The 448-nt window shown below is 47.1% G+C and carries 1 protein-coding gene; it reads right to left on the bottom strand.

Annotation, left to right across the window (positions count from 1 at the left end):
• On the bottom strand, positions 1 to 448 hold a 448-nt coding region (locus tag KDM89_RS19800; protein WP_212689603.1), incomplete at both ends, for an integrase core domain-containing protein.

Below are 448 nucleotides of genomic sequence, written 5' to 3'. Positions count from 1 at the left end.
AGAAGTAGAAGACGGGGTTGTTAAAGTCTTTTTATATTTCGGTGGTACGCCACCAACTGCTTTGTTCGGACGTTCGTTATTGTAAAACCATAGCCATGCTGTCGCATGCTCCTGAACCTCTGCAATACTGCTGAATAAATACTGATCCAGCCATTCTCCGCGAACCGTTCGGTTATATCGCTCTACATAAGCGTTTTGCTGCGGATTGCCTGGCTGGATAAATTTCAGTTCAATAGCATGTCTGGTTGCCCACTCTGCCAGTAAAGCACTGATGTATTCCGGGCCATTATCACTGCGAATCTGTTTTGGCTTACCGCGCCACTCAATCACCTGATTTGGCGTTCGGATGACCCGCTCTGACGGTAGTGAGAAATCGACCTTAATCGCCAGTCCTTCGCGATTAAAGTCGTCAATGATATTCAGTAACCTGAAGCTGCGGCCATCTTCA

The sequence above is a fragment of the Cognatundibacterium luofuense genome (assembly GCF_018139685.1).
In the GTDB taxonomy this organism is placed as follows: domain Bacteria; phylum Pseudomonadota; class Gammaproteobacteria; order Burkholderiales; family Burkholderiaceae_D; genus Undibacterium; species Undibacterium luofuense.
This window is presented reverse-complemented; position numbering and strand designations above follow the sequence as displayed.